Origin of the sequence: Kushneria phyllosphaerae (genome assembly GCF_900312995.1) — a bacterium.
GTDB classification, from domain to species: Bacteria; Pseudomonadota; Gammaproteobacteria; order Pseudomonadales; family Halomonadaceae; genus Kushneria; species Kushneria phyllosphaerae.
The window spans coordinates 1-419 of sequence record NZ_ONZI01000033.1 but is presented as its reverse complement, the minus strand read 5'-3'; the positions used below and the strand labels follow the sequence as shown (position 1 = coordinate 419).

1 protein-coding gene is annotated in these 419 nt (G+C 29.6%); it reads right to left on the bottom strand.

Features of this window, described 5'->3' with window-relative positions; genetic code table 11:
- Positions 1-55: 55 nt before the first annotated feature.
- The coding region (locus tag KSP9073_RS17330; protein ID WP_500683890.1) for a Rossmann-fold NAD(P)-binding domain-containing protein at positions 56-419 on the bottom strand (364 nt) is incomplete at its 5' end.

Sequence of the window (419 nt, the reverse complement as noted above, 5' to 3'; positions counted from 1 at the left end):
GCAATCATGTCGATTCTTTGTTCGTATGTATCAAAACAATTAACAATAGTAATTTTCACTTAGTCACATCCTTATTCTTCATATAAATAAGATTCCCAAAAGCTTTATTAACTAATTTCCCAATTCTTCCTGGAAAATATCCCAACAAATAGATAGACCAATTCAGCCATGAAAACAAATAAATCTTTTTTCCATTTGCAAGCGCAAGATCTCTAACCATATAACTTGTCCTAACGTAGTTTTCATCTTGTGGAAAAAAAATACCACTATCTGAGTTATCAACTCTTAGTTTAATAAATTCACATAACCTAATAATACATAGCATTGAACGTTCATTTTTTATGTTTGGAAAAATTGGGAGTTTATTAGCAATCTTTACTAATTGCTGATAATTTCCTTTACTACCTTCACCATAGATC